At 46.7% G+C, this 403-nt stretch carries 2 protein-coding genes; both read right to left on the reverse strand.

From position 1 onward, the window contains the following. Positions 1–20: 20 nt before the first annotated feature. Positions 21–257 carry a DUF1653 domain-containing protein gene (locus IV512_RS19795; RefSeq protein ID WP_209406498.1) on the reverse strand — a complete coding sequence of 79 codons (237 nt, stop codon included), beginning with the start codon at positions 255–257 and terminating at the stop codon, positions 21–23. After that, on the reverse strand, positions 238–378 hold the full coding sequence (locus tag IV512_RS19800; protein WP_371743331.1) for an FKBP-type peptidyl-prolyl cis-trans isomerase: 141 nt from the start codon (positions 376–378) through the stop codon (positions 238–240). Before IV512_RS19800 ends, IV512_RS19795 begins: the two co-directional genes overlap by 20 nt. Between the last annotated feature and the right edge of the window lie 25 nt (positions 379–403).

Below are 403 nucleotides of genomic sequence, written 5' to 3' on the forward strand. Positions count from 1 at the left end.
CCTATCAATTACCGCCAAACTTAACTGTCTAGCGGTGTTATCAGCTTAAATCTTGGCACAGCTTCGCCATTGACTTCCACCGTTTCGGCAAACATCGCAAGCGGTCGCACCCAAACCCCATACGCTTGGTAAAGCGCACGGTAGACGACCAATTCCTCTTCAGTCTCGCTATGTTTGGCGATGTGCAGCACTTGGTATAGATTGCCTTTGTAGTGCCGATAAATACCCAATTTAATCTCAATCACGAGTTTTGACATCCAATAATTCAATTTCAAAGGTTAAGTCTGAATTTGGCGGGATTTTTCCGATTTGGCGCTCACCATAAGCCAAGTGACTTGGCACGATGAGTTTGCGCTTACCACCGACTTGCATGGGCATGAGATTGGCAGGGTCTTCAACTTGG

This window comes from Pseudozobellia sp. WGM2 (assembly GCF_017810075.1).
GTDB lineage: Bacteria > Bacteroidota > Bacteroidia > Flavobacteriales > Flavobacteriaceae > JADNYK01.

Coding starts and splice junctions, on each gene's coding strand:
- IV512_RS19800 (WP_371743331.1), bottom strand. CDS start 378: ATGCCCATGCAAGTCGGTGGTAAGCGCAAACTCATCGTGCCAAGTCAC.
- IV512_RS19795 (WP_209406498.1), bottom strand. CDS start 257: ATGTCAAAACTCGTGATTGAGATTAAATTGGGTATTTATCGGCACTAC.